The 26,865-nt window shown below is 59.6% G+C and carries 29 protein-coding genes; 13 read left to right on the top strand and 16 right to left on the bottom strand.

Translation table 11 applies throughout. From position 1 onward, the window contains the following. Positions 1-166 precede the first annotated feature (166 nt). Positions 167-1,030 (bottom strand): DMT family transporter, encoded by an 864-nt coding sequence (locus VNV36_RS21440; protein ID WP_325720287.1) that lies wholly within the window; start codon positions 1,028-1,030, stop codon positions 167-169. A gap of 400 nt (positions 1,031-1,430) precedes the next feature. Here VNV36_RS21440 and VNV36_RS21435 point away from each other — a divergent pair, with 400 nt between their 5' ends. Beyond that, complete coding sequence (locus VNV36_RS21435) at positions 1,431-2,024, top strand: hypothetical protein (RefSeq protein WP_325720285.1); 594 nt, start codon at positions 1,431-1,433, stop codon at positions 2,022-2,024. Further along, the gene (locus VNV36_RS21430) at positions 2,021-2,221 is read left to right on the top strand and encodes a hypothetical protein (RefSeq protein ID WP_325720283.1); all 201 of its coding nucleotides are present in this window, start codon (positions 2,021-2,023) and stop codon (positions 2,219-2,221) included. The genes VNV36_RS21435 and VNV36_RS21430 overlap by 4 nt, the downstream gene beginning before the upstream one ends. A gap of 44 nt (positions 2,222-2,265) precedes the next feature. On the opposite strand, the gene VNV36_RS21425 is transcribed toward VNV36_RS21430, so the two are convergent. Beyond that, positions 2,266-3,204 (bottom strand): aspartyl/asparaginyl beta-hydroxylase domain-containing protein, encoded by a 939-nt coding sequence (locus VNV36_RS21425; RefSeq protein ID WP_325720281.1) that lies wholly within the window; start codon positions 3,202-3,204, stop codon positions 2,266-2,268. Positions 3,205-3,388: 184 nt separating this feature from the next. Then, the gene (gene cysK / locus VNV36_RS21420; protein ID WP_325720279.1) at positions 3,389-4,363 is read right to left on the bottom strand and encodes a cysteine synthase A; all 975 of its coding nucleotides are present in this window, start codon (positions 4,361-4,363) and stop codon (positions 3,389-3,391) included. A 154-nt stretch (positions 4,364-4,517) separates the two neighbouring features. Here cysK and VNV36_RS21415 point away from each other — a divergent pair, with 154 nt between their 5' ends. From VNV36_RS21415 to VNV36_RS21405, 3 genes are all read left to right on the top strand, one after another. Further along, positions 4,518-5,594 carry a DUF748 domain-containing protein gene (locus VNV36_RS21415; protein WP_325720277.1) on the top strand — a complete coding sequence of 359 codons (1,077 nt, stop codon included), beginning with the start codon at positions 4,518-4,520 and terminating at the stop codon, positions 5,592-5,594. A gap of 140 nt (positions 5,595-5,734) precedes the next feature. Further along, entirely contained in the window at positions 5,735-6,580 is an 846-nt protein-coding gene (locus VNV36_RS21410; protein WP_007911294.1) for an AAA family ATPase, read from the top strand. Between the two features lie 12 nt (positions 6,581-6,592). Next, positions 6,593-7,771 (top strand): vWA domain-containing protein, encoded by a 1,179-nt coding sequence (locus tag VNV36_RS21405; protein ID WP_325720274.1) that lies wholly within the window; start codon positions 6,593-6,595, stop codon positions 7,769-7,771. 86 nt (positions 7,772-7,857) lie between these two features. Here the strand turns inward: VNV36_RS21405 and VNV36_RS21400 are convergent, their stop codons facing one another. The 4 genes from VNV36_RS21400 to VNV36_RS21385 are packed head-to-tail and all read right to left on the bottom strand — an operon-like array spanning position 7,858 to position 11,572. Next, positions 7,858-8,775, bottom strand: coding sequence for a 5-oxoprolinase subunit C family protein (locus VNV36_RS21400; RefSeq protein ID WP_325720272.1), 918 nt, complete (start codon positions 8,773-8,775; stop codon positions 7,858-7,860). Next, complete coding sequence (locus VNV36_RS21395; RefSeq protein WP_325720270.1) at positions 8,772-9,476, bottom strand: 5-oxoprolinase subunit B family protein; 705 nt, start codon at positions 9,474-9,476, stop codon at positions 8,772-8,774. The genes VNV36_RS21400 and VNV36_RS21395 overlap by 4 nt, the downstream gene beginning before the upstream one ends. Further along, positions 9,473-10,225 (bottom strand): 5-oxoprolinase subunit PxpA, encoded by a 753-nt coding sequence (locus VNV36_RS21390; protein ID WP_325720268.1) that lies wholly within the window; start codon positions 10,223-10,225, stop codon positions 9,473-9,475. Before VNV36_RS21390 ends, VNV36_RS21395 begins: the two co-directional genes overlap by 4 nt. 60 nt (positions 10,226-10,285) lie before the next feature. Continuing rightward, positions 10,286-11,572, bottom strand: coding sequence for an MFS transporter (locus VNV36_RS21385; protein WP_325720266.1), 1,287 nt, complete (start codon positions 11,570-11,572; stop codon positions 10,286-10,288). A 159-nt stretch (positions 11,573-11,731) separates the two neighbouring features. On the opposite strand from VNV36_RS21385, the gene VNV36_RS21380 reads away from it, so the two are divergent. Then, on the top strand, positions 11,732-12,646 hold the full coding sequence (locus tag VNV36_RS21380; RefSeq protein ID WP_325720264.1) for a LysR family transcriptional regulator: 915 nt from the start codon (positions 11,732-11,734) through the stop codon (positions 12,644-12,646). Positions 12,647-12,735: 89 nt separating this feature from the next. On the opposite strand, the gene VNV36_RS21375 is transcribed toward VNV36_RS21380, so the two are convergent. The 3 genes from VNV36_RS21375 to VNV36_RS21365 are packed head-to-tail and all read right to left on the bottom strand — an operon-like array spanning position 12,736 to position 14,580. Beyond that, on the bottom strand, positions 12,736-13,278 hold the full coding sequence (locus VNV36_RS21375; RefSeq protein WP_325720262.1) for a DUF2937 family protein: 543 nt from the start codon (positions 13,276-13,278) through the stop codon (positions 12,736-12,738). A 12-nt stretch (positions 13,279-13,290) separates the two neighbouring features. Further along, positions 13,291-14,067: a class II glutamine amidotransferase gene (locus VNV36_RS21370; protein ID WP_024012022.1), complete on the bottom strand. Its 777-nt coding sequence runs from the start codon at positions 14,065-14,067 to the stop codon at positions 13,291-13,293. Positions 14,068-14,082: 15 nt separating this feature from the next. Continuing rightward, the gene (locus VNV36_RS21365; RefSeq protein ID WP_325720260.1) at positions 14,083-14,580 is read right to left on the bottom strand and encodes an MFS transporter; all 498 of its coding nucleotides are present in this window, start codon (positions 14,578-14,580) and stop codon (positions 14,083-14,085) included. Between the two features lie 234 nt (positions 14,581-14,814). Here VNV36_RS21365 and VNV36_RS21360 point away from each other — a divergent pair, with 234 nt between their 5' ends. Together VNV36_RS21360 and VNV36_RS21355 are read left to right on the top strand one after the other, a co-directional pair. Next, positions 14,815-16,869: a S9 family peptidase gene (locus tag VNV36_RS21360; protein ID WP_325720258.1), complete on the top strand. Its 2,055-nt coding sequence runs from the start codon at positions 14,815-14,817 to the stop codon at positions 16,867-16,869. Positions 16,870-17,044: 175 nt separating this feature from the next. Next, positions 17,045-17,518, top strand: coding sequence for a cyclic nucleotide-binding domain-containing protein (locus tag VNV36_RS21355; RefSeq protein WP_042607432.1), 474 nt, complete (start codon positions 17,045-17,047; stop codon positions 17,516-17,518). On the opposite strand, the gene VNV36_RS21350 is transcribed toward VNV36_RS21355, so the two are convergent. Further along, positions 17,515-17,799: a hypothetical protein gene (locus VNV36_RS21350; RefSeq protein ID WP_325720255.1), complete on the bottom strand. Its 285-nt coding sequence runs from the start codon at positions 17,797-17,799 to the stop codon at positions 17,515-17,517. The genes VNV36_RS21355 and VNV36_RS21350 overlap by 4 nt on opposite strands. Positions 17,800-17,879: 80 nt before the next feature. Here VNV36_RS21350 and VNV36_RS21345 point away from each other — a divergent pair, with 80 nt between their 5' ends. The 4 genes from VNV36_RS21345 (at position 17,880) to VNV36_RS21330 (ending at position 20,048) form a co-directional block, all read left to right on the top strand. After that, on the top strand, positions 17,880-18,566 hold the full coding sequence (locus tag VNV36_RS21345) for a spermidine synthase (RefSeq protein ID WP_325720253.1): 687 nt from the start codon (positions 17,880-17,882) through the stop codon (positions 18,564-18,566). Positions 18,567-18,615: 49 nt separating this feature from the next. Further along, the gene (locus VNV36_RS21340; protein WP_003222612.1) at positions 18,616-18,987 is read left to right on the top strand and encodes a YajD family HNH nuclease; all 372 of its coding nucleotides are present in this window, start codon (positions 18,616-18,618) and stop codon (positions 18,985-18,987) included. A gap of 131 nt (positions 18,988-19,118) precedes the next feature. Next, positions 19,119-19,589, top strand: coding sequence for an RNA methyltransferase (locus VNV36_RS21335; protein WP_007911337.1), 471 nt, complete (start codon positions 19,119-19,121; stop codon positions 19,587-19,589). An 81-nt stretch (positions 19,590-19,670) separates the two neighbouring features. Next, the gene (locus VNV36_RS21330; protein ID WP_325720250.1) at positions 19,671-20,048 is read left to right on the top strand and encodes a YgaP family membrane protein; all 378 of its coding nucleotides are present in this window, start codon (positions 19,671-19,673) and stop codon (positions 20,046-20,048) included. A gap of 121 nt (positions 20,049-20,169) precedes the next feature. Here the strand turns inward: VNV36_RS21330 and VNV36_RS21325 are convergent, their stop codons facing one another. From VNV36_RS21325 to VNV36_RS21305, 5 genes are all read right to left on the bottom strand, one after another. Beyond that, positions 20,170-20,619, bottom strand: coding sequence for a YcgN family cysteine cluster protein (locus VNV36_RS21325; RefSeq protein WP_325720248.1), 450 nt, complete (start codon positions 20,617-20,619; stop codon positions 20,170-20,172). 270 nt (positions 20,620-20,889) lie between these two features. Then, positions 20,890-21,822 (bottom strand): D-2-hydroxyacid dehydrogenase, encoded by a 933-nt coding sequence (locus tag VNV36_RS21320; protein WP_325720246.1) that lies wholly within the window; start codon positions 21,820-21,822, stop codon positions 20,890-20,892. Between the two features lie 105 nt (positions 21,823-21,927). Then, a complete protein-coding gene (locus VNV36_RS21315; protein WP_325720244.1) occupies positions 21,928-22,221 on the bottom strand; it encodes a YcgL domain-containing protein in 294 nt (97 codons plus the stop codon). Beyond that, the gene (gene rnd, locus VNV36_RS21310; protein WP_325720242.1) at positions 22,218-23,351 is read right to left on the bottom strand and encodes a ribonuclease D; all 1,134 of its coding nucleotides are present in this window, start codon (positions 23,349-23,351) and stop codon (positions 22,218-22,220) included. Before rnd ends, VNV36_RS21315 begins: the two co-directional genes overlap by 4 nt. Positions 23,352-23,513: 162 nt before the next feature. Then, the gene (locus tag VNV36_RS21305; RefSeq protein ID WP_325720240.1) at positions 23,514-25,163 is read right to left on the bottom strand and encodes a phosphoethanolamine transferase; all 1,650 of its coding nucleotides are present in this window, start codon (positions 25,161-25,163) and stop codon (positions 23,514-23,516) included. Between the two features lie 403 nt (positions 25,164-25,566). Between VNV36_RS21305 and VNV36_RS21300 the strand changes: the two genes are divergently transcribed. Then, on the top strand, positions 25,567-26,739 hold the full coding sequence (locus VNV36_RS21300; protein WP_325720238.1) for a cyanate transporter: 1,173 nt from the start codon (positions 25,567-25,569) through the stop codon (positions 26,737-26,739). Positions 26,740-26,865: the final 126 nt, after the last annotated feature.

The following is a 26,865-nucleotide window of genomic DNA, read 5'->3' as shown; positions in this document are numbered from 1 at the left end:
AATTCCTTATCGGCGCTTTGGGTAGAAGGGGCGGGAGGAGAAGTCTCCCACGGTCTGTACTGGTCAGAGTCAGAATCGAGTCTGTAGTCCCGCCCACCCCTTCAAGTCTAAACATACAAGCGAGCCTGCTCGCGAAGGCGGTGGAGCAACCACCGCCTGTTTTCTGCTAACGACTTTTACGGAACACAAAAGCCAACCCGACAATGATCAGCAGCATCCCCAGCACACTCAACGCCGCCAGCCGATTACCAAAAATCAGGTAATCCATCACCGCCGTCACCGCCGGCACCAGATAGAACAGACTGGTGACATTCACCAGATTGCCCCCCGCGATCAGTCGATACAGCAACAGCGTCGCCAGCACTGACACCACCAAGCCCATCCATAACACCGGGACAATGAAGCCTGCGCTGTGCTCGAAGTGAAACGGCTGGAACGGTACGAAAACCGCACACAACAACAGCCCGGCCAGATACTGCACTGGCAGCGTGCCGAGTGGATTGTCGGTGATGCGTTTTTGCATGATCGAGCCTAGCGTCATGCTCGCCAGCGCCAGTAATCCGAACAGCATGCCGGCCCAGGACATCCCGGCCAGACCGATGCCCTGATAAACCACCATGATCAGCCCGGCCAGCCCCAGCGCCAGGCCGAACAGGCGGCTGGTCGAACGCTGGCGCTCCATCAGCACCACCGTGAGGATCGGTTGTACCCCCATCAGAGTCGCTATCACCCCCGGCGTGACTTTGCAGTCGAGCGCCAGCAGATAAAAGATCTGATAGGCCCCGAGCAACACCAACCCCGTGGTGATCGCAAACAGCATCGGCTTGCGGCCCTTGGGCCGCTTCAACTTGAGCAACGGCGCCAGCAGCAACAGCCCGCACAGGGCGATGGCGAAGCGAATCAATAGAAAGGCAAAGGGCGAAGCGTGGGCCAGGCCCCATTTGGAGAAAATCGCCCCGCTGCTCCACAGCAGAACGAACAGGCTCGTGGACGCCACCGCGAGCGCAGATTGTTTCGATAGGACAAACATGAATACCACCTGTAGTCAGGCAAGAAGCCAACTCAGCCGAAGCTGAAATTCAGTAGGTTTTTCCGGCGGGCGCAGGGGTCAGCAGAAACTGCCGATCAGCCCCGAACACCAACGCCCGGCGGCGATACAACTGCGCACACCGGCGTGCTACTGACAGGTGGAGGGTAATGACTGGTCTGCACAGGCTGCTGATTCCCGCACGGCACGACGCCAGCGTTGACCGCTGAATCGACTACCGCGTTGATGAGGGATGCAGGCATGGACGCAGATCTTTATTGGAGAAATGAAAGCGCGAGCCAGGCGGCTCGGGCGAGCTGACTATAACCAGCGCGGGACACAGATTGCAATGACTTGGGCAAAGGGCCGGTAGCGACAGTGCGGCGCCGGGTGATTAGGGTAAATGGCGGTGGCAATGGATTGTCAGGAGACATGGAATGCAAGAGAGCATATGCCAAGGGAACGGACGTATTTGCGGTATCAGGTTTATCGGTCGGAGGCTAGGAAGCGGGCCGCTTCGCACATTGCCGGCTTACAGGGCCAACTCAAGGCAACCGACGCTTCGATTATGGATTTATCTCTGATTCGGTTCGAACCGATAAACAGGCATGCGCTGAATGCTTTTGAAATATGGGAGGAACCCTGCTTTTTCTGGCATGAAGTCATCGCGTGGAAATCACGTGAACCACGCGCATTGGACATCTCTATCTGGTTCGACGGGCAGCTCTGCGGCCTGTGTTTTGCCAACCCGAACAATAGTCGACGAAGATTACGAGTTGTGAGATTAGAAGGGCGCCCTGGCGGAACACATCCTTTGAAAAACAGGATAGGACTGATAGCGATGATAATAATTGAACAATATGCGCAATTAATCGGCTGCGATGTTATCGAGATACAGGAGCCGTTGAGCGGTGCGATACCCGTTTATCAGAAGCTGGGGTTCAGCTTCGACATCGATGGCCGCCTTGTCAAAACCTTGGAGAATCCAGTACTGTGAAAACCAATCAATTATTGTTCAAAACGGGAGGCGACATGAAAAAAGCGAAACAAAGACCTCCCGAAGCATGGGTCAGATCGCTGAAAACCAAAAGATTGGCTGATCATGAATTGACCGCTAGTCAACGGCGTCTGTTACAACTTCTGATCACCGGCATCGAAGATGAGCCCTCAGTGCTTGCCGCTGGCCGATTGTGAAAAAACCGCTCCTGAGGAGCGGTTTTTTTATTTCTGACCCAACGTCAACCAAACAACCAATACCCCAGCAACGTCAGCACCAGCACCGCCAGTACCGGCCGCATGACGCGGTACGCCTTGGGATGACGGCGTTTCCATTGTTTGACCACGCCGCTGAAACGGTCGCTGAAGTTCTTGCTCCAGGCATAAGCCTGGTTGATACCGCCGACGCGTTCGTCGTCGAGGTTCTGCGGTGCGGTGGCGCGGCCGAGCCAGCCGCTGATGAAGCGGTTGATGCGGGTCATGAAACGGTTGCTCAACGGGCGCTCGATATCGCAGAACAGGATCACCCGAGTCTGTTCGGTCTCGTTCTTGACCCAGTGCACGTAGGTCTCATCGAACATCACATCCTCGCCGTCGCGCCAGGCATAGACCTGCCCGTCGACGAAGATCCGGCAATCGTCGGAATTGGGTGTCGACAGTCCCAGGTGATAACGCAATGAGCCGGCGAACGGATCACGGTGCGGGTTGAGGTGGCTACCTCCCGGCAGCAGCGCAAACATCGCGCCCTTGACGTTTGGTATGGCACTGACCAGCGCCACGGTTTTCGGGCACAGGGCTTCGGCCGATGGCAGCGGTTTGTCGTACCACTTGAGATAGAAACGCTTCCAGCCTTTCTTGAAGAACGAGCCGAAACCGGCGTCGTTGTTCTTCTCGGCGGCGCGAATATAGCCCTCGTCAAACAGATGCATGGCTTCGTCGCGGATGGTTTCCCAGTTGTCGCGCAGCACGTCCAGTTCCGGAAACTTGCTGCGGTCCAGATAGGGTCTGGAAGGCACCCCGGAAAACAGATACATCAAGGCGTTGTAAGGCGCGAACAGTGCCGAGTGGTTGACGAACTGGCGCAATACCGGCAAACGCGCCTTGCCGCGCAAATGCACATAGAGCGTGCTGCCCAGAAACAGCAACAGCACAAACGCCTTGGCGGCAAATGAAACGGTCATCAACGACTCCTTGAATAAAGACAACGCTGCGCAATGCCCTTTTCCCGGCATGGCAGCCGGCCATGATAAACACTCCCGGCTCCGGGAAAAACCCGCCTGACACAAGATTCAATGTTAAGCATTGCGCAACAAAGCCTTTATTAACATGCAGCACCTGAACACCGGCTGATCTGAATCAACAGGATTACTGCTGATTCTCCTGCTCGGTAAACAGGTCACTGAACAACATGCTCGACAAATAACGCTCCCCCGAATCCGGCAACACCACGACAATGGTTTTACCTTGCATCTCCGGGGTTTCCGCCAGACGCACCGCCACGGCCATGGCAGCGCCGCAAGAAATGCCGCACAAAATCCCCTCTTCCTGCATCAGACGCAAGGCCATGGCCTTGGACTCTTCGTCCGTGACCTGTTCGACGCGATCAACCATCGACAGATCAAGGTTCTTGGGCACGAACCCGGCACCAATGCCTTGAATCTTGTGCGGGCTGGGTTTGATCTCGTCACCGGCCAAAGCCTGGGTAATCACCGGCGAAGATGCGGGCTCGACCGCCACCGAAAGGATCGGTTTGCCGGCCGTGTTCTTGATATACCGCGAAACACCGGTGATGGTGCCGCCGGTGCCGACGCCAGCCACCAGTACATCCACGGCGCCGTCGGTGTCATTCCAGATTTCCGGACCGGTGGTCTTTTCGTGAATAGCCGGGTTGGCCGGGTTATCGAACTGCGCCGGCATGAAGTATTTGCCAGTATCGCTGGCCACGATTTCCGCGGCTTTCTCGATGGCGCCTTTCATGCCCTTGGCCGGCTCGGTCAGGACCAGTTCCGCGCCCAGGGCTTTAAGGACTTTACGACGCTCGATGCTCATCGACGCCGGCATGGTCAGCATCAATTTGTAACCCCTGGCGGCGGCAACGAAGGCCAGACCGATACCGGTGTTACCGGAGGTCGGCTCGACAATGGTCATGCCCGGCTTGAGTTTGCCGCTGCTTTCGGCGTCCCAGATCATATTGGCACCGATCCGGCATTTGACCGAATAACCCGGGTTGCGCCCCTCGATCTTGGCCAGAATGGTGACCCCGCGCGGCGCGATGCGGTTGATCTGGACCAGCGGCGTATTACCGATGGAATGGGCGTTGTCAGCGTAGATACGGCTCATGGCTGGATCCTTGTGCAGCGTTGAATTCAGCCTTTCAAGGTAAGCCTGTTGCCGATCACAGTCCAGTCGGGTCGAACGTCTGCGAACGCGCGGAGTCAATCGCTTTGAATCTCATGCAACCCTCGTCAAGGAACCCTCTGCAAGGAACATCGTCATGAAACGTCGTTACAGCTGGCCGCTCTGGACCCTGGCGGGTGTCGTGGTACTGCTGGTTGCCCTGCACTTCGCCCTGCCCTATCTGGTGCGCGACTACCTCAATGACAAGCTCGCGGACATGGGCGATTACCGGGGCCAGATTACCGATGTCGACCTGGCGCTGTGGCGCGGGGCGTACAAAATCAACGGTCTGAAAATCGTCAAGGTCGACGGCAAGGTGCCGGTTCCATTCGTCGATGCGCCGCTGATCGATCTGTCGGTGAGCTGGCATTCGCTGTGGTACGACCATGCCGTGGTCGCGCAGGTGCAATTCCTCAACCCGGAGATCAACTTTGTCGACGGCGGCGCCAACAAGCAGAACTCGCAGACCGGCCAGGGCACCGACTGGCGCGAGCAACTGGGCAAGTTGCTGCCGATCACCCTCGATGAAGTGCAGATCAACGACGGCCGCATCACCTTTCGCAACTTCAATTCCAAGCCGCCGGTGAACATGAATGCCAGCAACGTCAACGCCAGCATCTACAACCTGACCAATGTGGTCGACAAGGAAGGCAAGCGCGACGCGCGCTTCGAAGGCAAGGCCCTGTTGCTCGGCCACGCGCCGCTGGAAACCACCGCCACCTTCGATCCGCTGAGCAATTTCGAAAACTTCGAATTCCGCCTGCGCGCGCGCGACATCGAACTCAAACGCATGAACGACTTCGCCGCCGCCTACGGCAAATTCGACTTCAACGCCGGGCATGGCGATGTGGTCATCGAAGCCAAGGCAGACAACGCCCGTCTCACCGGCTATATCAAACCCCTGCTGCGCGATGTCGACGTGTTCAACTGGCAGCAAGACGTCGAAAACAAGAACAAGGGCCTGTTCCGCTCAATCTGGGAAGCGCTGGTCGGCGGCACCGAGACAGTGCTGAAAAACCAGAACAAAAACCAGTTCGCCACCCGCGTCGAACTCAGCGGCAATGTGCACCAGCAGAATGTCAACGCGTTCGAAGCGTTTTTGCAGATTTTGCGCAATGGATTCATTCAGGCATTCAACGCCCGGTATGAGCGGCCGAAGCCGGATGAGGGTTGAGTCAACATGTGACGGCTCATTCAGAGACTGAATAAGCCGTCTGCGTTCACAGTCCACCGGCGTGCGCGTTATAGTCGGGCATCCGATTATTTGCCCCCGCCCCGCCCGTAAGGCCGGCGTTACCGTTCGAGGATTTGCAGATGAAGTTCGAAGGCACCCAGGCCTACGTCGCCACCGATGACCTGAAGCTGGCAGTCAACGCCGCCATCACCCTGGAGCGGCCACTGCTGGTCAAGGGCGAGCCTGGCACCGGCAAGACCATGCTCGCCGAGCAACTGGCCGAGTCGTTTGGTGCCAAGCTGATCACCTGGCACATCAAGTCCACCACCAAGGCCCATCAGGGTCTTTACGAGTACGACGCGGTCAGCCGTTTGCGCGACTCGCAGTTGGGCAATGAAAAAGTCCACGACGTGCGCAATTACCTGAAGAAAGGCAAGCTCTGGGAGGCGTTCGAATCCGAGGAGCGGGTGATTCTGCTGATCGACGAAATCGACAAGGCCGACATCGAGTTCCCCAACGATCTGCTGCAAGAACTCGACAAGATGGAGTTCTACGTTTACGAGATCGACGAGACCATCAAGGCCAAGAAGCGCCCGATCATCATCATTACCTCCAACAACGAAAAAGAACTGCCGGACGCCTTCCTGCGCCGCTGCTTCTTCCACTACATCGCCTTCCCCGACCGCACCACCCTGCAAAAAATCGTCGATGTGCATTACCCGGACATCAAGAAGGATCTGGTCAGCGAAGCGCTGGACGTGTTCTTCGATGTGCGCAAAGTGCCAGGCCTGAAGAAGAAGCCGTCGACGTCGGAACTGGTCGACTGGCTGAAGTTGTTGATGGCCGACAACATCGGTGAGGCGGTGCTGCGCGAGCGCGATCCGACCAAAGCCATCCCGCCACTGGCAGGCGCACTGGTGAAGAACGAGCAGGACGTGCAACTGCTTGAGCGCTTGGCGTTCATGAGCCGTCGCGGCACCCGTTAAGAGGCTGCTGCCATGTTGCTCAACCTGTTCAATGAAATGCGCGCAGCCAAGGTGCCGGTGTCGGTGCGCGAGCTGCTCGACTTGATCAACGCGCTGAAACAGCGCGTGACCTTTGCCGACATGGACGAGTTCTATTACTTGTCGCGGGCGATTCTGGTGAAGGACGAGCGCCATTTCGACAAGTTCGATAGGGCCTTCGCCGCCTACTTCAACGGTCTGGAAAAGCTCGACGATCACTTGCAGGCGCTGATTCCCGAGGACTGGCTGCGCAAGGAATTCGAGCGCTCGCTGACCGACGAAGAACGCGCGCAGATCCAGTCCCTCGGCGGTCTGGACAAGCTGATCGAGGAGTTCAAGAAGCGCCTGGAAGAACAGAAGGAACGTCACGCCGGCGGCAACAAATGGATCGGCACCGGTGGCACCAGCCCGTTCGGCTCTGGCGGTTTCAACCCGGAAGGCATTCGCGTCGGCGACGCCGGCAAGCGTCAGGGCAAAGCGGTCAAGGTCTGGGATCAGCGCGAGTACAAGAATCTCGACGACTCGGTGGAATTGGGCACGCGCAACATCAAGGTTGCCCTGCGCCGATTACGCAAATTCGCCCGCCAGGGGGCGGCAGAAGAACTCGATATCGATGGCACGATCGACCACACCGCCAAGGATGCCGGCCTGCTCAATATCCAGATGCGCCCGGAACGCCGCAACACGGTGAAGCTGCTGCTGTTGTTCGACATCGGCGGTTCGATGGACGCCCACGTGAAGATCTGTGAGGAATTGTTCTCGGCCTGCAAGACCGAGTTCAAGCATCTGGAGTACTTCTACTTCCACAACTTCATTTATGAATCGGTGTGGAAGAACAACATGCGCCGCACCTCCGAGCGCACCTCGACCCAGGATCTGCTGCACAAGTACGGTGCCGACTACAAAGTGATCTTCATCGGCGACGCCGCCATGGCACCGTATGAAATCACCCAGGCCGGTGGCAGCGTCGAGCACTGGAACGAAGAGCCGGGTTACGTGTGGATGCAGCGCTTCATGGAGAAATACAAGAAGCTCATCTGGATCAACCCTTATCCAAAAGACACCTGGGGCTATACCTCATCGACCAACATCGTGCGCGATCTCATCGAGGATCAGATGTATCCGCTGACGCTGCGCGGGCTTGAGGAAGGGATGCGGTTTCTTTCCAAATAATCAAAAAGATCGCAGCCTTCGGCAGCTCCTACAGGGAAACGCGAATTCCTCTGTAGGAGCTGCCGAAGGCTGCGATCTTTTGACCTTCAAACGAAGCGCTGCAAATACTCGACATGCTCGCGATGCGCGACGTCCTGCACCACCGGCCTTAACGTCACCTGCGCCCCCGGCAAGCACTGCGCCAGTCGCGCCAGCGCCAGCGGCGTCAACGCGCCCAGGCGTGGATAGCCGCCAATGGTCTGCCGGTCATTGAGTAACACGATCGGCTGCCCGTCCGGCGGCACCTGCACCGCGCCCAAGGGAATCCCCTCGGAAATCATCGGTGCGCCCTGATACTGCAACGCCGTGCCCAGCAGGCGAATGCCCATGCGATCGGCGCGACTGTCCAGCGTCCACACGCTATTGAACACATCAAACAGACTCTGCCCGCTGAACTGGCCGATCTGTGCGCCCAGAACCAGATCCAGAGGTGCATTCGCTCGGAAATCCGCACGCATCGCCACAGGCACTTCACGTATAGCCAGCCCTTCCCCGCTGTAACCGAGCGCCGCGCCTTTGCCGAGCGGCAAGCCCATCCCGTCAAGACCGCCGAGTTCTTCGCGCACCACGGTGGCACTGCTGCCCAACACCCTCGGCGCAGCAAAGCCACCGGGAGCGGCCAGATAAGCACGGGCGCCAAGCAAAGGCTGAGTGAACCGCAACGTCTGCCCTTTGGCCATCTCGAAACTGCGCCACGGCGCCAGCGGCTGACCGTCAACCTGCGCGCCGAGATCCGCTCCGGCCAGCGCCAACCGGCAATCTGCTTCGGCCACCACGGCAAACCCGCCGAGGGTGATTTCAACCACCGCTGCGTCCAGCCGATTGCCAAGCAGCCAGTTGGCCCAGCTCATCGAACACCAATCCGCCGCGCCGCCCTGGGTCACGCCCAGATGTCGCACGCCGAACCGCCCGGCGTCCTGCAACAGGCACAGCGGTGTGCTGGCTTCGATCGTCAATCGACTCATGCCAGCGCCTCCAGTGGTGTGTCGTCGCCGCCCAGACGAATGAATTCGCCGTGCTCTACCGCTTCGAAGCGCACCGTGTCGCCGGGCTGCATCAGGCTGTAGCCATCGCGATGGCGATCGAACAGCTTCGCCGGGGTGCGCCCGATCAGGTTCCAGCCACCGGGCGATACCACCGGATACGCAGCCGTCTGCCGCTCGGCGATGCCGACGCTGCCGGCAGCGACTTTCTTGCGCGGCGTATTCAAGCGTGGCGCGGCGAGGACTTCTTCGACCAGCCCCATAAAGGCAAAACCCGGTGCAAAACCCAGGGCGAAGACCTGATATTCCCGCGCACTGTGCCGCCGAATCACCTCCGCCACCGCCAGCCCGCTGCGTTCGGCCAGCAGGCTCAGTTCCGGGCCGACACTCAGGTCGTACCAGACCGGCAACACGTGGCATTGCCCACCGCCGCGCGCGTTGGGCGCCAGGTCGATCAGCGCTTCGGCGATCAATTCGCGCGCCTGAGTCGGGGTCAAAACCGTCAGATCGTAATGCACCATCAGCGTTGTATAGGACGGCACCAGATCGTTAAGCCGAGCGCCGAACGCTGTGCGCAAGCGCTCGCTGGCGGCAAGCATCCACGGCATGTTGGCTTCGGCGATGTCATCGAACAGGCGCAGCATCAGGCAATCCACCGCCACCACTTCCACCCGTGGAGTCATGACGCACTCGACCGCTGCAAAGCCTGGCGAATGCGCTGCACGGCAGCCACCGAACTGGCATTGTCGCCGTGTACGCACAGGGTATTGGCGCGCAGAACCAAGGCACTGCCATCGCTGGCAGTCAGGTCACCCCCACGGGCAATGGTCAGCGCTTGCTCGATGATTGTTTCGGGGTCGTGATGCACCGCGCCCGGCAACTGCCGCGAGACCAGCCGGCCGGCGCTGTCGTAGGCGCGATCGGCAAAAGCTTCGAACCACAGCGTTACGCCGTATTCATCACCGATTTGTTGCGCCGCAGCGTTGTCTCGGGTCGCCATCAACATCAGCGGCAGACTGCGGTCATAAGCAGCTACGGCCCGCACCACCGCACGCAGTTGCACCGGGTTGGCCATCATGTCGTTGTACATGGCGCCGTGGGGTTTGACGTAGCTGACCCGCCCACCCTGCGCCTTGCAGATGCCGTCGAGGGCGCCGATCTGGTAATGCAGGATGTCCTGCAGTTCCTGCGCCGAATACGTCATGGAGCGTCGGCCGAATCCAACCAGATCCTGATACGCCGGATGCGCGCCAATCTGCACGCCGTGCTCGATGGCCAGCGCCACGGTTTTGCGCATGATGCTCGGGTCACCGGCATGGAAACCGCAGGCGACGTTGGCGCAATCGATGAAGGGCATGACCTCGGCGTCCAGACCCATGGTCCAGCTGCCGAAGCTCTCGCCAATGTCGCAATTCAATAGCAGGCGGCTCACGGTGAACACTCCTGTAGCTGCTGGTCTTTTTATGTAGGACATTGCCCGCAAGGTTATCAGTTACTGCGCTTCGAGTTGCTTGCCACGCGTCTCCGGCAGGCTTAGCGCCGCCAGAATCACTACCCCGTAGGACACCGCCGCGAAGGCACCGATACCCATGCTCAACGGTACTTTCTGGCTGAGCAGGCCGATCAACAGCGGGAACAACGCCGCCAGCGCGCGGCCGATGTTGTAGCAGAAACCCTGACCCGAGCCGCGAATCCGCGTGGGGAACAGCTCAGTCAGAAACGCGCCCATGCCGCTGAAAATCCCCGAGGCGAAGAAGCCCAGCGGAAAGCCCAGCCACAGCATCACGCCGTTGCTGACCGGCATCTGCGTGTAGAGCAGAACGATGGTGAACGAGCCGACCGCGAACAAAATGAAATTCTTCTTGCGTCCCAGCAGGTCGGTCAAATAAGCGCTGATCACATAACCGACGTAGGAACCGACGATCACCATCGCCAGATAACCACCGGTGCCGAGCACGCTCAAACCACGCTCGTTCTTGAGGAAGGTCGGCAGCCATGAAGTGATCGCGTAGTAACCGCCCAGCGCGCCGGTGGTCAGCAAGGAAGCGCGAAACGTGGTGAAGAGCATGCCGGGGGCAAAGATCTCGTAGAACCTGGCCGGGTTCTCCGGGGTTTGCGCGGCTTTGGCCTGGCGATAGATCTCTGGATCTTTCACCAGACGGCGGACGAAAATCACGAACACCGCAGGTACGATGCCAAGGATGAACAGCGCACGCCAGGCGTCTTCCGGTGGCAGCACCGAGAACAGCAGCGCGTACAGAATGGCCGTCAGCCCCCAGCCGAGCGCCCAACCGGATTGCACCATGCCCACCGCTTTGCCACGATCCTTGGCGCGGATCACTTCGCCGATCAGCACGGCACCAGCGGTCCATTCACCGCCGAAGCCGAAGCCCATCAACGTGCGCGCGATCAACAATTGTTCGTAGTTTTGCGCAAAGCCGCAGAGAAAGGTGAAGAAGGCGAACCACAGCACCGTCAGTTGCAGGGTGCGCACGCGACCGATGCGGTCGGAGAGAATGCCGGCGACCCAGCCGCCAATCGCCGAAGCAATCAAGGTGCTGGTGTGAATCAGCCCCGCTTCACCCGTGGTGATGCCCCACATCGCAATCAGCGTTGGTACGACGAAGCTGAGCATCTGCGTGTCCATGCCGTCCAGACCGTAGCCGATCTTGCAGCTCCAGAACGTGCGGCGCTCCTGCTGATTGATGTTGCGATACCAGTCGAACGGCCCCGGACGCGCCGCTGATCTGGATAAAGGAAGGGTGTCGGGAGCACTCATGGCAAATCTCCGCAGGGCTTTTATTGGTCTTGTTCGAAGTTCCGACGACGCCTATCGTGGGAACCGGATGGGCCGATTTTTCGCCGCCCCGCCCTGCGCCGTCCAACGAATAAAAACCCGCCTTAGGCATAAGAAAAATTTGTCAGCCGAGCCTTGCCCATGAATCTGAAGTTTCTCGAGACCTTTGTCTGGGTTGCGCGCCTGAAGAGTTTTCGCCTGACCGCCGACAAGCTGTTCACTACCCAGGCGTCGATTTCCAGCCGCATCGCGGTGCTGGAGGGCGAACTGGGAGTGAAGCTGTTTCTGCGCGATTCACGCGGCGTCAGCCTGACCCCGGAAGGCCTGAAAGTGCTCGATTATGCCGAGCAGATGCTCGACACCATGGCGGCGCTGAAACAGTCCATCGAAACCCGTTCGAGCAAGGTCGGTCGGGTGCGCATCGGCGTGATGGACACGGTGATCCACACCTGGCTCAGCCCCTTGGTGGCGCAGATGACCGATCTGTACCCACACGTCGAAATCGAGTTGGTGGCCGATACCGCGCTGAATCTCTGCGATCAGCTGCAAAAAGGCTTTCTCGACGTGGTGTTGCAAACTGATCTGATACGTCACGAAAGCGTGCGCAGCCTGGCGCTGGCCAGCCATCCGCTGGGCTGGATCGTGGCCAGCAATTCGATCTACAACCGCGACTACGCCGACCTTGCCGAACTGGCGCAGGAGCGGATCATCACCTACTCGAAAAACTCCCGGCCGCATCAGGACGTCGTGGCGTTGATGCAGGCCAACGGCATCATGGCGCCGCGCCTGAATTGCGTGAACTCGGTGTCGGCTATTACGCGGTTGTTGCGCGACGGCTTTGGGATCGGCGCGCTGCCACCGGTGCTGGTAGCCGAGGAACTGGCACGTGGAGAATTGACCTTGCTCGACATCCAACAGCGACCGGCGAATCTGCCGGTGGTGGTGTCCTGGCGCGTCGGAGTTGAGTGGGTCGAGGAGATGGTGACGCTGTGTCGGCAGGTGCTGGCGGGGTATGCGCGCAAAGTGGGTGGAACCTACATCGTGTTGTGTAACTGAAAAGCAAAAGATCGCAGCCTTCGGCAGCTCCTACAGGTGTTCACATTCCCCTGAGCCGCCGAAGGCTGCGATCTTTTGCTCTGGGGCCTTTAGAGGCCGCGCACGTCGCGATCCTCGATCGGCCGGCTCTGGCGCAGACGCCGCCCGCCAAGCACCACCCAGTCGATCAGGCGGAACAGGCACTCAATTCCGAACGACAGCAGCAACGCTCCGCTCATGCCCCAGATCATCGCTTCCGGCGTCAGCAGAATCTGATAGCTGTAACCGTTCCAGGTTTCCTTGCGGATATCCGGATCGGCGGCCAGCACCACCTGCAGGAAACGCACGTACCACGGGCCTTGCATCGCCTGGAATTGTTTATCCAGCGCAACCTGACGGGTGAGCAGCGTGTTCAGGCTGTCGGCATCGCTGCGAAATATCGGGTCTTCGCTGGCGCGGTAATGCGCGACCAACGCCTGCATATCGCCTTTGAAAAACTGATCGGCGGTGCCCTGAAAGCCACGCAGGCCCGTTTGCGCTTCGATCAGATGCGCCTCGACACGCTGGGCGTAATCGTTGATGAACCCCGGCACCTGGACACCGATCAACAGGCCCGCGGCAAACAACACCAGCCGTATATAACTGAGCAACATGGGTGCAAATCCTTATTCGGTCTTGCCCTGACTGACGCATTCACCGCGTCGCCACAGGCTCCATTGGCCCGGTTCGTAGCGGGTCCAGGTTTCGTTTTCGGTCAAAGGCTCGGTGGCGATCACGGTGACCACGTCGTTGGGCGTGGTTTCGGCCTGAAAGTCGACAATCACGTCGACATCCTTGAGCCGCGCCGGGCCGAACGGTGCGCGCCGGGTGATCTGTGCCAGTTTGGTCGAGCAATAACAGAACAGCCAGTCGCCGTCGCTGAGCAGGCAATTGAACACGCCTTTGCTGCGGTATTCGGCGCAGGCGGCGACCAGATCCGGCAGCAGCACTTCGATATCGACCGGCTCCGGAAACGCGGCCCGCACACGGTTGAGCAAATCGCAGAACGCCGCTTCGCTGTCGGTATCGCCGACCGGGCGGTAGAAACTCTTGATCGGGGTGAAGTCGGCGAGCTGGCCGTTGTGCGCGAAGCACCAGTTGCGCCCCCACAGTTCGCGGACGAACGGGTGGGTATTGGACAGGCAGACCTTGCCGACATTGGCCTGGCGGATATGGCCGATGACTACTTCGCTTTTGATCGGATAGCGCTGCACCAGATTGGCGACTTCCGATTCGCTGCTCGCCGCCGGGTCCTGAAACAGACGCAGGCCACGGCCTTCATAGAAGGCGATGCCCCAGCCGTCGCGGTGTGGGCCGGTGCGACCGCCGCGCTGCATCAGGCCGGTGAAGCTGAACACGATATCGGTCGGCACGTTGGCACTCATGCCCAGTAATTCACACATGTGCGGATTCTCGGGTTACAGACGCGGCTCTACCCGCATGCGCTGCGGATTGCTCGGGACTGGCGGGCGACCGTAGCGGTCATCACCAGCGCCGCCGAACGGCTGATCGTCATCGCGCTCATCGGCACGGGCGGCGGCTTTGGCGGCTTCGGCGCGTTCACGCCGTGCTGCCGAAGCACGTTCGATCGGCATGCGGATCAATACGAAAACCAGATACACGCCGAAAGCGATCAGGCCGTACATGAACAGATCGGAAACCGCGCGCCACGCGTTGTTGCCGACCTTGAACAGCATGTCCAGCGCAGTGATGGCGATGGCCGGCGCGACCTTGGCTTTGACCGGATCGACGATGGTCGGGCTGAACAGCAACACGGCCATCAGCACACGCAGCGGCTCGCGCAGCCAGCGCCACATCCAGGCAGTCAGGCGCATCCATACCAACAGGCAGCCTACGGCGGCGAAGGCGTAAAGGCCCCAGGCGATCAGATAGTCGTTCTCGGTCATGGTGTCCATGGCAAGGCAGGCAAAGAGGCGCTTATAGTAACGACTTTTCGCCCGTCCGGCTTGTCCCAATACCTGACGGCCACTGTTATCCCTGTGGGAGCGAGCCTGCTCGCGAATACGGACTGTCAGTTGAAACACCGTTGCCTGACACACCGCTTTCGCGAGCAGGCTCGCTCCCACAGGATCTGCAGCGTCAACACGACTCGCGAAACCTTTATTCCGAACATTGTCCGAGAGCTTTCCATGCCTGAATCCGCCCATGTCATCACTGCCCCGATTGCCCACCGGGCGCCCGGCGCCGACCCGTATGCCTGGCTGCAGGAGCGCGATACCGACGCGGTGCTCGACTACCTCAAGGCCGAAAACGCTTATCAGCAAGCGCAAACCGCCGATCAGGCCGAGCTGCGCGATAGGCTGTTCGAAGAGATCAAGGGGCGAATTCTGGAAACCGACCTGTCCCTGCCCTCGCCCTGGGGCCCGTATCTGTATTACACGCGCACCACCGCTGGCGACGAATACGCCCGGCACTACCGCTGCCCGCGTCCGGCGGACGACAGCCTGACCCTCGATGAAAGCCGTGAACAACTGCTGCTTGACCCGAACGCGCTGGCCAATGGCGGTTTCTTCTCCCTGGGCGCGTTCAGCATCAGCCCTGATCACCAGCGTCTGGCTTATAGCGTCGATGCCTCAGGCGATGAGATCTACACGCTGTTCGTCAAGGAACTGTCCAACGATAAAGTCAGCGAACTGGAATTCGAGGACTGCGATGGCAGCATGACCTGGGCCAACGACAGCCTGACCCTGTTCTTCGGCGTACTCGACGACACCCATCGCCCGCACAAGCTTTTCCGCTATCGCCTCGATGGCACTGCCGCCGAAGAAGTCTTCCACGAGGCGGACGGGCGTTTCTTCCTGCATTGCTACCGTGCCAGCTCCGAGCAACAGCTGCTGCTGTCGCTGGGCAGCAAGACCACCAGCGAAGTCTGGGCGCTGGACGCCAATCAACCGCACCTGCCGTTCACCTGTCTGGCGCGTCGGGTTGAAGATCACGAATATGACGTCGACCATGGTTTGCTCGATGGCGCCTGGACCTGGTTTATCCGCACCAACCGCGACGGCATCAACTTCGCTCTGTATCAGGCCCCGGACACCGGCGTACCGCCGAGCGAGGCCCAGTGGCAGAACCTGATCCCGCACAGCGATGAAGTGATGCTCGATGGCGTCAGCCTTAACGCCGAGGCGATGACCTTGAGCCTGCGCGAAGGTGGCCTGCCGATCATTGAGGTTCATCCGCAGGGCCTGGCGCCGTATCGCGTGCAATTGCCCGACGCGGCCTACAGCCTCCATGTGCAAAACAGCCTGGAATTCGAGAGCGACCGCATTCGCCTGCGCTACGAAGCGTTGAATCGCCCGGCCCAGGTCCGCCAGTTGATCTTCGCCAGCGGCGAACAGACCGTGCTCAAGGAAACCCCGGTACTCGGCCCGTTCGATGCCGATGCCTATGTCAGCCAGCGCCTGTGGGCCACCGCTCCGGACGGCACGCAGGTGCCGATCAGTCTGGTGATGAAACGCGAGATGGTTGGCAAACCGGTGCCGCTGTATCTGTACGGTTACGGCGCCTACGGTTCCAGCCTCGATCCGTGGTTTTCCCATGCACGCCTGAGTCTGCTCGATCGCGGCATGGCCTTTGCCATCGCCCATGTGCGCGGTGGCGGTGAGCTGGGGGAAGCCTGGTATCGCGCCGGCAAGCAGGAACACAAGCACAACACCTTCAGTGACTTCATCGCCTGCGCCGAATTCCTGATTCTCAACGGCATCACCACCGCGGAAAAACTGGCGATCAGTGGCGGCAGCGCCGGGGGTCTGCTGATCGGCGCGGTGCTCAATCAGCGCCCGGACCTGTTCGGCGTGGCGATTGCCGAGGTGCCGTTCGTCGACGTGCTCAACACCATGCTCGACCCGGAACTGCCGCTGACCGTCACCGAATACGACGAATGGGGCAACCCGGAAGAACCGGACGTCTATGATCGGATCAAGGCTTACGCACCGTACGAAAACGTTACCGCGCAGGCGTATCCGCCGCTGCTGGTGATCGCCGGCTACAACGACAGCCGCGTGCAATATTGGGAGGCGGCCAAGTGGGTGGCAAAATTGCGCGCAACCAAGACTGACGACAACCTGCTGCTGCTCAAGACCGAACTGGGCGCCGGACATGGCGGCATGAGCGGGCGCTATCAGGGATTACGTGACGTAGCGCTCGAATATGCGTTTGTGTTCAAGGTTTTGGGGATTGCCTGAGGAACTCTGTGGGTGGCTTGGGTCTTAACAGCAGACCCAAGACCCTGTAGGAGCTGCCGAACGCTGCGATCTTTTGATCTTGCCGTTAAAAATCAAAAGATCGCAGCCTTCGGCAGCTCCTGCACGGGGTCCGTGTGAAGCCTGAAATCCGAGAAAACAAAAAGACCGCATCGACATGTCAGAACCAACCTTCCTGAACAACGAAATCCGCGACTGGCTGATGGACTGTGGCCTGTTCGATCAATTGCAGCTGGCCGATTTCGCGGCCGCTTCCGGTTACTTCAGCATCAGCACCGTGGCTGAAGGCGAAGCGATCTTTCGCGAGGGCGATGCCGGCAGTTTCATGTGCATCATCCACACCGGCCAGGTCGCGGTGCAGAAAACCGGCGTCGATGGCCAGGTCATCACCATGGCCACCCTGCGTAGCGGTCGCGCGTTCGGTGAAATGGCCGTGCTCGACGGTGAGCGCCGTTCAGCCACCTGCATCGCGGCGAGCAATTGTCAGTTGCTGAATCTGGGCAAGGACTCGCTGGAAAAGATGCTCAACGACGCGCCGAAGATCGCCGCAAAGATCATCCGCGCCCTCGCCGTCTCGTTGTCCAAACGTCTGCGCATGGCCGACGGCCAACTCGCTGCGCAACAGGTTTAACCGCCCGGGGATTTGCCCTTGGTGCCGTTCGGCTCGATGCCCGGCACCGGTTGATCCTTGCTCGGCGGACTGGGCATTTCGATCGGCACCAGCGGCGGACTGCCACTGCCGGCACCCGACTTGGGCAGGGTGATCGGTGTGATCTGCGGATAAGGTGTCGGCGTCGCGGTACCCGGCGAGCCGGGTTGCGGCGTCGGGCTGACCGGAATGCTCTGCTGGGCCTGCGCCGCAGTTATCGCGAGCGCGGCCAGGGTAATGACCGTTAGAATGGTGCGCTTCATCAAGGGCTCCGTTTGGCCTTTAGTCTGTGCTCAGGCTACTCCCAACGCGCCTGCTTGCCTTCCCCCCTGTAGAGATTTCCATGAAACGTTTCGTTCTGCTCGACACCACCCCGATCCCCGAAAACGGCGGTGCCCTGTGCCTGTTCGAGTATGGCGAGGACTTCGTCATCAAGATCCAGGGCGGCGATGGCGGGCAACTGATGAATACGCGCATGCACGGCTCTGAAGACGCACTGGCGGAAATTCCCTGCCGCAAAGTCGCCGGGCGGCCGGATTCGCGCGTGTTGATTGGTGGCTTGGGCATGGGCTTCACCCTCGCTTCTGCGCTCAAGCATCTGGGCAAGTCCGCCGAAGTAGTGGTGGCTGAGCTGGTGCCCGGCGTGGTCGAGTGGAATCGCGGCCCGCTCGGGGAAAAGTCCGGTCGGCCGTTGCTCGATCCGCGCACGGTGATCCGCATGGAAGACGTGGCCAAGGTTCTGCAAAGCGAACCGAACGGTTTCGACGCCATCATGCTCGACGTCGACAACGGCCCCGAAGGCCTGACCCAGAAAGCCAACAGCTGGCTGTACTCCGCCGCCGGTCTGAATGCCTGTGCCAAAGCCCTGCGCCCCAAGGGTGTGCTCGCCGTGTGGTCGGCCAGCGCCGACCGGCAGTTTTCCGACAAATTGAAGAAGGCCGGTTTCAAGGCCGAAGAGGTTCAGGTGTTCGCCCACGGCAACAAGGGCACCCGCCATACGATCTGGATTGCCGAGAAGCTCAAGGGCTGAGCTAAACTCTGCGCATAACCGTCATCAGTCTTTCTGCAAAGGTGAACCCATGAGTTCGTCCACCCCCACCAACACGTCGAAGCTGGATCGTATCCTCGCCGACAATCAGCGCGACAAGGAAATGGGCTACCGCGACAAGGCTCTGAAGATGTATCCGCATGTCTGCGGCCGCTGCGCCCGTGAGTTTTCCGGCAAGCGCCTGAGCGAACTGACCGTGCACCACCGTGACCACAACCACGACAACAACCCGCAGGACGGCTCGAACTGGGAGCTGTTGTGCCTGTATTGCCACGACAACGAACACTCCCGCTACACCGACCAGCAATATTTCGGCGACGGCTCGCTGAGCACGCCGAAGATCGCCAAGGCCACGCATAACCCGTTTGCCGCCCTCGCTGGCCTGATGAAAAAAGAAGATTAAACGCAAAAGATCGCAGCCTTCGGCAGCTCCTACACGGTGTACGCCATTCAACTGTACGAGCCGCCGAAGACTGCGATCTTTTGATCTTATCCCCGTATAATCGCGCTCTTTTTCCCGAAGGCACCCCGCTCGTGGCAGATAAACGGTACAGCTGCATTGGTTTGTATAACCCCAAATCACCGGAGAACGTCGGTTCGGTGATGCGCGCCGCAGGCTGTTATGGCGTGGCGTCGGTGTTCTACACCGGCAAGCGTTATGAACGCGCCGCCGATTTCGTCACCGACACCAAACGCGTGCACTACGACATCCCGTTGATCGGCATCGACGACCTGAAAAAAATCCTCCCGCTCAACTGCGTGCCGGTGGCCGTGGAATTGGTCGAAGGCGCCCGCCCGCTGCCGGAATACACCCACCCCGACCGCGCGCTGTACATCTTCGGCCCGGAGGACGGCTCGCTGGATAAAGAAATCCGCGACTGGTGCGAAGACGTCGTCTACATCCCGACCACCGGCTGCATGAACCTCGCCGCCACGGTCAACGTCGTGCTCTATGACCGCATGGCCAAGGGTCTGAATACTCGTTCCGGGCCGAAATTCCGCTGAAGCGTTGCACATTCGATGGAACAAGCTGAGAGCCGCGGCAGTCAGCTTAACTATCAATCGCATCCTGCCTGGAGATAGATCATGAGCGAGCTCAAACACGTAGAACGCATCGAATCCACCCCCTTTCAATCGCCTTCGCACCAGAACGTACATGGTTGGGAACGCTTCGGCTCGCTGACCGGCGGTGTCCTGATGGTAGGCAAAGGCTTGCGCCGTGGCGGCGTGTTCGGCCTGATTCAAGTGGCGCTCGGCGGCATGGCAGTGGCACGCGGCATCACCGGTCATTGCTCGGCGAAAAGCCTGCTGGAAAAACGCCGTCAGGACATGAACAACGTGCGGGCCAAGATCGAACGTGCCGGGGAAGAACTGAGCAGGCTGAAAACCAATGCCGAAGTGGCCACCGAAACGGCGACCGTCACCGGCAATGATTCGCTGAGCTCACCGAAAGCCGGCGTCTGAGGCTTTAAAGCAAAAGATCGCAGCCTGCGGCAGCTCCTACACGGAATCATGTTTTCCATTGTAGGAGCTGCCGAAGGCTGCGATCTTTTGATCTTTACGGGTTCAACAACCCACCACCTCATCAGCCCGCGCGAAAAATCAGGTGATCTTCCCAGTCATCCTCCGGCACGCTGCCCTCGGCGAGCATCCGCCCTGACTGGGAAATCCGCTCATGGTGTACTGCGTCGCGGTCGCCACACACCAGGTGATGCCAGAGCGGCAAGTCCTTACCCTCGCTGACCAGACGATAGCCGCAAGTCGGCGGCAGCCATTTGAATGCTTCCGCCTGGCCCGGGGTGAGCTGGATGCAATCCGGGACAAACTGGATGCGGTTCGGGTAGTCGCTGCACTGGCAGGTCTTCAGATCCAGCAGTTTGCAGGCGATGCGCGTGTAATAGACGCTGTTGTCTTCTTCATCCTCGAGCTTTTGCAGGCAGCACAGCCCGCAGCCGTCGCACAGCGATTCCCATTCCTCGTGATCGAGTTGATCGAGGGTTTTGCGTTTCCAGAACGGTTCGACTTTGGCGGCCATGGCTCAAGCATCAACATCACGATGGTGAAAAGGCCGCCAGTCTAGTGCCAGCGGGCGTGAGGGCCAAGCGCTGGCGACTGTCGGTAAATCCGCTTGTCAGCCTCAGCACCGCCCAGCAGGGTTTTGCCCCGCGCCGCCAGTTAAGCAAACGGGTGGCCGAGGGCGATTTCACCCTCTAAAAAGCAAAAGATCGCGGCCTTCGGCAGCTCCTACAGGGAAATGCATTCCAAATGCAGGAGCTGCCGAAGGCTGCGATCTGTTGATGACACCTCAATATCCGCGATTGAAATCGACTTCCCCGCGCAACGCTTCGCCTGCCTCATACGCTTTCAGGTTTTCGACAAACAAATCCACCATCAGCGCCGGCGAGGTCGGCGCCGAGCTGTGCCCGGTCAGCAGCAAGCCCCACGCGGTCCAGAATGGATGGCGTTGCGGCAGCGGCTCCTGACGGCAGACGTCGATCACCGCGCCGGCCAGGTGCCCTTCCTTCAAGGCTTCGACCAGATCGGCGTCGACCACCGCAACACCGCGTCCGGCGTTGATGAACAAACCGGTCGGTTTGAATTGCTTGAACAACGCCGCATCGTAGATATCGTGAGTGTATTCGGTGTTCGGCAGCAGATTGACTACGTAGTCCACCTCGCCCACCAATCGTGGCAGATCGGCCAGCGCACCGACTTCGACAAACGGCGCCTGCTCACGGGCGCTGCTGGCGATGCCGTACAACTCGACGCCGAACGGCAGCAGGAACTGCGCAACACTCTGGCCGATATCACCAGTGCCGACGATCAGCACCTTGCGCCCGACCAGACTCTGGCCGCTGCGGTTGTCCCACTTGCGCTCGACCTGGCTGACCAGCCGCGCCAGCACTTCGCGTTCGTGGCCGAGGATGTAGGTCAGCACGTATTCAGCCATGACCTGGCCGAAAATCCCCACCGCGCGGGTCAGGCGATAATCGCGGCGCAAGCCGTCGGCGAGCAGCGGTGTGATGCCGGCCCAGGTCGATTGCAGCCATTGTGGTTGATGGCCTTGGCGCAACAGGGTCGCCAGCAGATCCGGCTGGCCCAGCCACACCGGACAATCGGCGGCCTGACGCGCCAGTTCAGCGGAGTCGCCGCTGGTCAGGACTTCAAGTTGCGGGGCTGCCTGACGCAGCAGCCGGGCGTATATCGCGTGGTCGTGTTCGGCAATCAGAACGCGCATCTTCAAACCTTTCGCAAACCGTGCAGACGGCCGCCGGGTTCGGGCCGGCCATCGCGGTAAAAACAGTTCCAGGGTTAACCGGGGCCCAGGACAGGGCCTGGTGGATCAGACCGGGTCGTTGCGTCGCAGCAACTCTTCGGGCAGGTGCTCGATGTACTCGTCCTCGGCCGGCGGCATTTGCAGGTGATAGCCCTGCTTGTCGAGGTTTTCCAGGACCACGGTGATGTCTTCGCTGGCCAGTTTGCGCTCAGGCGAAAGTACCAGATCGAAGGAATGTTTCGGCTTGCCGAACGCCAGCATCAGCGCTTGCGGCACACGCTCGAGCGCATCGCTTTTGAGCACATACAGATACATGCCACTGCGCTTGGAGCTCTGGTAGATGGAGCAAATACGTTTCAAGGCTGTTCTCCGGCGGTGGCCAGGCTGTCGAGCAGCTTCTGACCGAGCAATTCGCGGCGCCAGCCACGCAACGAATCGGGCAATTGGTAAGGCCCCTCGGGGTAGCCGCTTTTGACCAGGGCTTCGAGGGTTTTCTTGCGCAGCATCAGTTCCGGCGCGATGCCCAGGCGTTCAGCCTCGGCCTGACCCAGCGCGCGCAGTTGTTTGATCAACGCCGCGGCTTCGATCGGCAACGGCTCCGGCACCGCCGGCGGCCATTGATCAGGCCCCACACTGCCAGAGCGCTTGATCAGATCAAGCAGAAACTGACCGTCCTGACGCACGGTACGCGGGTGCATGTCTTCGATCTTGCCCAGCGCCGCAAGGTTATCCGGCTGCGTGCGGGCCAGGGGCCACAGCGAGTGCTCACGGACAATGCGGTTGCGCGGCAGGTCGCGGGCGCGGGCTTCGCGCTCACGCCAGGCGCACAGCTCACGCAGCACGGCCAGCTGTGCGCGGGACAGCTTCCACGCCAGTTTCGCCTCGCGATAGACCTCGTAAGGATCGGTTTCGCGGCGCAAGTTGGCGACCAGTTCGGCGCCATCTTCCACTACCCAGGCGAACTTGTCGTCGGACAGCTTCGGCCGCAACTCGACGAACACTTCGGCCAGATGCACGGCGTCTTCAGCGGCATAGCTGATCTGGGTTTCGGACAGCGGGCGTTGCAACCAGTCGGAACGGGTTTCGCCCTTGGGCAGGTCAATGCCAAGCACTTCCTGCACCAGCCGCGAATAGCCCATCGAGAAACCGAGATTGAGGTAAGCAGCGGCCAGTTGCGTGTCGAACAGCGGCGCCGGCAGGCTGCCGGTCAGGCGCAGCAGCACTTCAAGATCTTCGCTGCAGGCGTGCAGGACTTTCAGCACCGCCGGGTTTTCCAGCAATGCGGCCAAAGGTTGCCAGGCATTGATGGTCAGCGGATCGATCAGGTAGGCGCGTTTGCCGTCGCCGATCTGCAACAGGCCGGCAATCGGGTAGAAGGTGTCGACCCGCATGAATTCGGTGTCGAGGGCAACGAACGGCAGTTGCTGCCACTCGGCGCAAAACTGCGCGAGGCTTTCGTTGTCGCGAATCCAGTGAATATCGATAGCCACACGGCTCTCCCTTGAAGAATGGCGCGCAGTATATATCGCCACCGGCGATTTACGCGCCTGTGAAGGGCAAGAGCTGTAAGGAAATGTCTTGCCTGCCAGAAAGAATAGTCTGACAGAGGAAACAGAAAGGCCCGCGCGCCAGCGATCCGGGCAGGAAACACCTCACTGCTTGGCCAACACGCCATCGATCACCGCGCCGCGGCAGCCGGCAAACATGTCCAGCGCAGGTTGATACACCTTGCTGCGCACTTCCAGCAGGCCGAGCATCGAGTGAAACAGGTTGTCCTGACTCAGCGGCTTGTCACGACTCATTTGCAGGCAGTGGGTATCTACCGAGTAGGCCTTCTGATAGCTGTCGGAGAACCACGCCAGCATCGCTACATGCTTCTGTTGCTCGGGGGCCAGCATGTAAGGCGTGCCGTGCAGAAACAGGTTGTACTCGCCCAGCGACTCACCGTGATCGGACAGATAGAGCATGGCGGTATCGACTTTGTCCTGATTGTTGCGCAGCACATCGATCAGGCTCGACAGCACATGATCGGTATATACCAGCGTGTTGTCGTAGCCGTTGACGATGCTTTCCCGGCTGCAATTGTTCAGCGCGTTACTTTCACAGACCGGGGTGAAATGTTCGTACTCCTTCGGATAACGTTTGAAGTAATCCGGGCCATGACTGCCCATCTGGTGCAGAACCAGCACGGTGTCCTTGTCCAGGTGATCGATGAAATCTTGCAGACCCTGCAGCAGGATCTCATCGCGGCATTCGCTGTTGGCGCATAACGCCGGGTCCTGCAACTTGCTGACATCCTGCACCGTGACCCGATCGCAAGTGCCTTTGCAGCCGGACTGGTTGTCGCGCCAGATCACATCGATGCCGGCGCGTTGGAGCACATCGAGCAAGCCTTCTTCATTCTTTGCCTTGCTGGCGTTGTAATCCTTGCGGCCCATGTTCGAGAACATGCACGGCACCGAGACCGCCGTTTCCGTGCCGCAGGAATGCACATCGGTGAAGGCGATCAAGCCTGCTTCCTTGTCCAGTTGCGGCGTGGTGTCTCGGTCATAACCGAGGATGCCGAAGTTTTGCGCCCGCGCACTTTCCCCCACCACCAGCACGGTCAGGGATTTGCGCGGCTGCAACTTCAAGTCGGGATTGCGCTGGGCGTCTTCGCCGATTTTGACGAACGGTTGCTGCGCCGAGACCACTTGCTCCTGCAAGTAACCCAGGGATGCACCGATGTAATTGCTCGGCACCAGCATCAGGCGAATTTCGTGGTGATTGCGAAACAGTGAAGACAAGCCTTGATAGTTGGCCAGTGCCACACCGCCTATAACCGCCGCAGAGGCGACACTGACAATAACTTTGCTGAACAGCTCACGGTGCCAGCGCCGATAATTGACTTTAACTTTCCATAACAACAAGCACGGCAAGATGCCCAGCAAGACAATATAGGCAAACAACTTCAAGGAGAGCAGATCACGTACTTCCGTCACGTTGGTTTCAGCAAAGTTGCGAAACATGCCGGCATCGATCATCACACCATATTGGCTCATGAAATAAGCCACACCGGCGCTGATCAGAAACATCAGGCTCAATAGCGGTTTAAGCAGTGGCCGGAACGCGAATAACGTCAGGACGATGTTGAATGCAGCCAGGATCATTACGCCGAACGCCACGCGCATGGCGATGCCCTTGCCATCGGCGGCAGTGATTTCGAACAGGTGTTGCCAGAGCACCAGGTTGAAACCGATCAACAAAAAGGCGCTGGCACACAACGTCACCCATTCCGGGCGCACGGCTTTTAACTTCAACATGATGAGTGGCTGTTCCTGAAATAAGCGCCTCTTCAGTTGTGAAAAATTCATTCACCGAGGCATGACAAACTCTAGGCAGCGACGGATCAATTTTTCGTGAAAAAGATGCTAATGATTAGTTGCCTCGGAGTACAAACGTGAAAGTTTGCGAGTATTTGAGAATGGTTCAGGTTTTGTTCAGTTCAAGACCCTTCACATTCCCACTGTGGGAGCGAGCCTGCTCGCGAAATCGGAGTGTCAACAAATGATTGTTTGCCTGAAAGAACGCATTCGCGAGCAGGCTCGCTCCCACATGGGGAGAGGGGGTGTAATCGAGTTTTTAGATTTGGCCCGTGATTTTCTGATTTGCCGATGCGCGCGACGCGACGCCTAATCATCAGCCTCCGCAATTGAAGGCCTGTTGATGAATCACCCCCGCCCCACCGCTTGGTTAATACTCGCGATCATCCTTGCCGCCCTTAATCTGCGCCCATCAATGGCCGCCGTGGGACCGTTGCTGTCAGCGATCCGTGGCGACATCCCGTTGAGCTTCAGCGCTGCGTCCCTGCTGACGATGTTGCCGGTCATGGCCATGGGGTTGGCGATGTTTTTCGGCCTCAGCATCAGCCAACGCCTGGGCGAACAGCGCACGGTTCTGCTGTCGTTGCTGATCATCGGAGTGGCGACGCTGTCACGGTTGTTTATCGACTCGGCCCTCGAGCTGATCCTCAGCGCTGTAGTGGCCGGCATCGGCATCGCCATGATTCAGGCATTGATGCCCGCGCTGATCAAGTCGCGCTTTTCCGACAAGGTGGCTTTGTGCATGGGCGTCTACGTAACGTCGATCATGGGCGGCGCCGCCATTACCGCGTCGTTGGCGCCCCGGGTGATGGTCCAAGCCGGCAGCTGGCGCGTGGGGCTGGCGATGTGGGCGGGCCTGGCGCTGCTCGCATGGCTGGTCTGGTGTTTACAGCCTGCGCAAGCCACCTCAACTGAGACCAAGAGAGAGTCTTTCATCATGCGCCGTCGCGCCTGGTTGCTGGCGACTTTCTTTGGCCTCGGCACAGCGTCCTACACCTGCGTCCTCGCCTGGCTCGCGCCCTGGTATGTGGAAAAAGGCTGGAGCGAACAAAACGCCGGGCTGCTGTTAGGTTTTCTTACAGCGATGGAGGTTATTTCCGGCCTGGCAGCGCCGGCCATCGCCAATCGCTGCCGTGATCGACGCGCAATATTGGCGGCTCTGCTGTTACTGATCATCGCTGGTTTCTGCGGGCTGATTCTCGCCCCGGCGTATCTGGCACTGCTTTGGCCGTGTCTGTTGGGGCTGGGGATTGGCGGTCTGTTTCCGATGAGCCTGATCGTCGCACTCGATCACTGCGACGACCCGCAGCGCGCCGGTGGCCTGGCTGCATTTGTGCAGGGGATCGGTTATCTGATCGCAAGTCTCTCACCGCTGTTGGCAGGGATGATTCGCGATCGACTTGGCAGTTTTGAAGGCGCGTGGTGGGCGCTTACTGCAGCGATGGTGACCATGCTGCTGATAGTCGTGCACTTCAGCCCTCGCGACTACACGCGTCACTTGCCCTGCCCGGGCTAGAGGCCTCTGGCCATCTTTTGCTTACGAGATTGGCAACGTCGTGTTGCTAAAAGTTTCTGTCCCACATGTGTCCGTGAAACGTCCTACGAGGGTTTCTCCTGGCACCATCGTTCCGTTAGGATCGTA

It is taken from the genome of Pseudomonas sp. (genome assembly GCF_035554175.1).
GTDB lineage: Bacteria > Pseudomonadota > Gammaproteobacteria > Pseudomonadales > Pseudomonadaceae > Aquipseudomonas.
Note: the sequence above shows the minus strand (reverse complement) of the source record. Positions and strands in the feature narration are given on the sequence as shown.